Raw genomic sequence first — 4,142 nt, 5'->3', positions numbered from 1 at the left:
TCGTGCATATCGTGCATATCGTGCATATCGTGCATATCGTGCATATCGTGCATATCGTGCATATCGTGCATATCGTGCATATCGTGCATATCGTGCATATCGTGCATATCGTGCATATCGTGCATATCGTGGTTAGTATGCTGCATGTGGTCGTGATTGTCATGCGAATTATGATTCATCGTTTGTTTCTTCATGTCTTCGTCGTTCATATTTGCCTCCTATACCCCTACTTTCATTTTTATCTTAAAACATTTAGACTAAAAACCAATGAACGAAAATGAACGGAGTGTTGATTTATGAAAACTGAAAGTGCCCCAGCGAAGATCAAAATCGCTTTTACCCAACTCATGCAACAAAATACGTTCGATAAAATCACCGTCGCTGCCATTGTGAAAGCTGCCGGCATCAATCGTGGCACTTTCTATTTACACTACGAGGACAAATATGCGCTGGTCGAAATCTTGGCTGCCGATCTGTTATCAGCAATCCAACAGATTGTTCACGATAATCCTGGTAGTCAGTCTGAAATCTTAACGCCAACTGGTACGCATAGTTTGCTGACGTATTTATACGGTGAACGTCAACTGCTCCGCGGGTTACTTTTCAGCGGTGCTGATTTGCAATTCCAGTACAAGCTCAAACTCATTCTATTGGAGAATGTTCAGGTCAAACCACACGGTCTGCCTGAGATTTATGCCAAGGAAATGATTGTGGCACACTTTATGAGTGTGATTCTTTTATGGCTGCAACGTGATTGTCAGGAGCCAATTGATCAAATTGCCACGTTATTGCAAACCGGCACCATGTCAGATGACTGGCACGCCTTATATCACCATAACTAACAAAAACGCACAACTCCATCACAGAGTTGTGCGTTTTCATTAGGCCTCTTTCTCTAGTTAGCCGCGAGTACTTGTCTTTGTCGCTGTACCAACTTCACGAATTGCACCTTCATTCTTGGTGGAATCCGCACCGGTTCAGGCTTAACCGTAATTAAACCTGCCGTCGCAAATTCATCCAACGCTTTACGCTGCGCTGGCGTCATGTCATTCGCGTATTGTTGCACACCATTGTGTACACTCATTGCGCCTGTAATTTTCATGGCATATGCCGTCATTGCTGTGTAGCAAACCTTTGGTACCGACTTAATATAGTCTTCAATTGTCGTGTTTAAATCACGCGCTGCCAACGCATTCAGCATCATGCTGTGTGATCCACGCAAATCGTACCAAAGCCCCTCTTGCGTCAAAATTCCCTCAAGACCCGTTTCAGGCTTATTGCTGCAATCATTCGTGGCCAAAAATTCTTGTACCGTCACCGGCGGATTTTTGGCCATGAATTCTGCAACCATCACCTGTACTGAGCCATTTTGCTGCAACCAATTTTCGATCCGTTGTGCCTTCTCCATTGCGTCCATAACGTTGAACTCCTTTCGTAGCCGTTGGATACCTCTAGCCTACGCTTAATTCGTTCAAATGTTAAATGATATGCCTTGGACCGACCACACGAGAATCTTTACATGACGTGTTGGTTGATGGTATTAACAATATCAACGCCATCATCCACGCTCAATACTAGGCGAACGTATTCCTCATCATGAAGTTGTACAACGATGACGTCGTTGCCACCGATTTCAGCATTATAGAACGTTTTTTCACCCTCTAAAATGAAGGTACCCGCATACTTACCCGGCACACGTAAACCAGGCCATTTCATCCCCTTTGGTTCTGCCAATGCTTCATTATCTAATGTTGCTCCCGCGATATGTGTATACGGGATTACCAAATTACTTTTGAAGCTCCACATCTTGTCTAGTCCGTTGATTGTAATTGTTAGTGTTTGTTCCCCAAACGTTACTGAATTAATTGCCATGATATCCCCCTATCATTTTGCCTTTGCTAATATCTGTAAACCGATCTTAACCGCTAATTGTTCTGTATCAATGTCCACCAAGTAATCCTGTAAAAAGTTCTTCACCACCGGATTATTCGGTGCAACTTCTAGTAACGCAACAATCAAAAAATCTAATTCTTGCTCAGTTAATGCATCGAGCGTCGGTAACTGTTGTAGGCCGGCCACAAAAATTCCTAACTTACTACCGTATGCCGCATATAAACTGCCCCGTAATAAGCCGGATGCTGCGACAAGTTCCGACACCGATGCACCTTCATACCCACGGGTAATGAAAACCGGTATCAATTGTTTTGCAATCGCTGCTTTGTCAAAGTTTCGCTGTCTTGCCATGTCGCCTCCTTTTTTCTTGACCGTTCGTTCAATATTATTATATTGCTTATTTGACTGATTGGTCAAGAATAATCACTTTACTCATTATGATATCCAGCCTTAAAAAAAGGAGCCGATGATGACCATCGTCTCCTTTACGCTTTATTCACTTACTTAAGCAGGCAATAAATCAAACGCCTTGTTGATTGTCGATAGATCCAATTCCTCTTCAACTGCTGTTACGGTTGCCTTTTCAGCATCCGTTGCATAGAAGCGTGCCAACATATCCGCTTTCGTGATTGTTGAATGATCTTGCCATGTGGTGTTATCCGAATTTGCCGATGCATTATCAGTCGTCGTATGAGGCCAAGCTACCGTAAACGATCCATCATGATTATCCACAAAACGGGCGACGTGATCTGCCCAACCGCCTGCGCCCTCACCATAATCATAGATAACAATCTTGTTTGCCGTCCCCATGTACACACCGTAATGCGTGTTCATATAAGGATTACCATCATTCCACGCTGCCGTAATTATCAGTGCTAATTGTGTCTTCTGAGGCAAGTTATCAAAAATATCATTTGGTGACTGCCGTGATGATGAACTAGCTGACGAGGCCACAGATGCCGATGAGGCTACCGTTTGCGATGTTTGTGTTTTAGCAGATGATTGCTTAACTTGTGCGGAAGCCAACTTCGCTGACATCGACCGTGTTTTCGCTTGCTCCGTTTGCAACGCTTTCTGTTGTGACTGATGTTGTACAACCGCGTACGCCCCTGCGCCACCAACCGCAACAACTACTAATGCCGTTGCAACACCGGCAATAAACCCTTTACTCATTTAACTAACTCCTCTTTAAATCATACGTAATATTGTAAACTGATTTATTTCCTGTATGTCAGAAATCCGGAAAATAATACTCGATAAAAAAGAACCAGCAGTTACACTGGTTCTCTTAGATTTATATGCTTACGACTTAATCGTTTGAGTTTCCACGATTTACCCAAGCTAGAATTGCGGTGCTACCTAGCAACAACGCAATAATATATGGCCAAATGTTAAAGGCACTTTCACTTTCAGGTGCATCAGCTACTTCTTTTTCAACATTTTGTTCACGTGCTTGATTCAAGATACGGTCAACACCGTTAACAGTACGAGCGTCATCAACACGGTCAATGAAGTCTCGTTTTTGTTCATCAGACAAATGCTGCATTTTATTAATTTCAGCAATTGCTGCTTTCTTCTTATCGGCTAATTTATCAGCCTTAATTTGGCTATCATTTTGATTTTGTGCATCGCTCAAAATAGCTTTAACTTCATCAGGCGTCGTTGCTGAATTAATGCGATCCTTGTACCCCTGCTTTTCAGCATCTGACAAGCCCTTCATCTTATCAACATCCCCATTAGCTGCATTTTTAGCGTCTTGTAGCGACGTATCAGCTGTGTAGGCAAGACTGCCACCAGTCGGTGTACTGTCTATGCCAACACCGTTAGTATTCATCGTTACTGGCGTTGAATCAGTCGGCACAGCACTTGTCGAAGTGTCAGTAGAGTTACCGCCATTCGTACCGCCATCTGTTGAGGTGACCGCGGGTATACCAGCATTATCGCTAGCAGGTACCGCGCCGGTAGCACCACCGTTGTTTGCACCAGCTACATCTGCATTTTCCAAAGCTGCCGGAGCTGCGCCTGTATCGCTAGTTGGTGCAATAACATCTGTAGCAACTGGCGCTGAGTCGCCATTGCCTGAGGTCGTGCCGCCATCACCTGGGGTTGTGCCACCGTCGCCTGAAGTTGTGCCATCACCGCCTGGAGTTGTGCCATCACCGCCTGGAGTTGTGCCATCACCTGGAGTCGTTCCGCCATCGCCTGGGGTTGTGCCATCACCTGGAGTCGTTCCGCCATCGCCTGCGGTC

General features: G+C 44.6%; 7 protein-coding genes. 1 reads left to right on the top strand and 6 read right to left on the bottom strand.

The window, feature by feature from the left end:
• Nucleotides 1-209 (bottom strand): hypothetical protein (locus WEIDD23_RS13620; RefSeq protein ID WP_197458841.1); only part of this gene is annotated, 209 nt, incomplete at its 3' end.
• 87 nt (nucleotides 210-296) lie between these two features.
• Between WEIDD23_RS13620 and WEIDD23_RS07590 the strand changes: the two genes are divergently transcribed.
• Nucleotides 297-842, top strand: coding sequence for a TetR/AcrR family transcriptional regulator (locus WEIDD23_RS07590; RefSeq protein WP_010375417.1), 546 nt, complete (start codon nucleotides 297-299; stop codon nucleotides 840-842).
• Nucleotides 843-895: 53 nt separating this feature from the next.
• Here the strand turns inward: WEIDD23_RS07590 and WEIDD23_RS07585 are convergent, their stop codons facing one another.
• The 5 genes from WEIDD23_RS07585 to WEIDD23_RS13615 form a co-directional block, all read right to left on the bottom strand.
• Nucleotides 896-1,417, bottom strand: a complete 522-nt coding sequence (locus WEIDD23_RS07585) for a hypothetical protein (RefSeq protein ID WP_010375415.1) — start codon at nucleotides 1,415-1,417, stop codon at nucleotides 896-898.
• Nucleotides 1,418-1,515: 98 nt separating this feature from the next.
• Nucleotides 1,516-1,872, bottom strand: a complete 357-nt coding sequence (locus tag WEIDD23_RS07580; RefSeq protein ID WP_010375413.1) for a hypothetical protein — start codon at nucleotides 1,870-1,872, stop codon at nucleotides 1,516-1,518.
• Nucleotides 1,873-1,884: 12 nt separating this feature from the next.
• Complete coding sequence (locus WEIDD23_RS07575; RefSeq protein WP_062358885.1) at nucleotides 1,885-2,244, bottom strand: TetR/AcrR family transcriptional regulator; 360 nt, start codon at nucleotides 2,242-2,244, stop codon at nucleotides 1,885-1,887.
• Nucleotides 2,245-2,397: 153 nt separating this feature from the next.
• Nucleotides 2,398-3,066, bottom strand: a complete 669-nt coding sequence (locus tag WEIDD23_RS07570) for a hypothetical protein (RefSeq protein ID WP_010375409.1) — start codon at nucleotides 3,064-3,066, stop codon at nucleotides 2,398-2,400.
• 136 nt (nucleotides 3,067-3,202) lie between these two features.
• Nucleotides 3,203-4,142: GA module-containing protein (locus WEIDD23_RS13615; protein ID WP_197458840.1), on the bottom strand; the 940-nt coding region annotated here is incomplete at its 5' end.

It is taken from the genome of Weissella sp. DD23 (genome assembly GCF_001579105.1).
GTDB lineage: Bacteria > Bacillota > Bacilli > Lactobacillales > Lactobacillaceae > Weissella > Weissella cibaria.
Note: the sequence above shows the minus strand (reverse complement) of the source record. Positions and strands in the feature narration are given on the sequence as shown.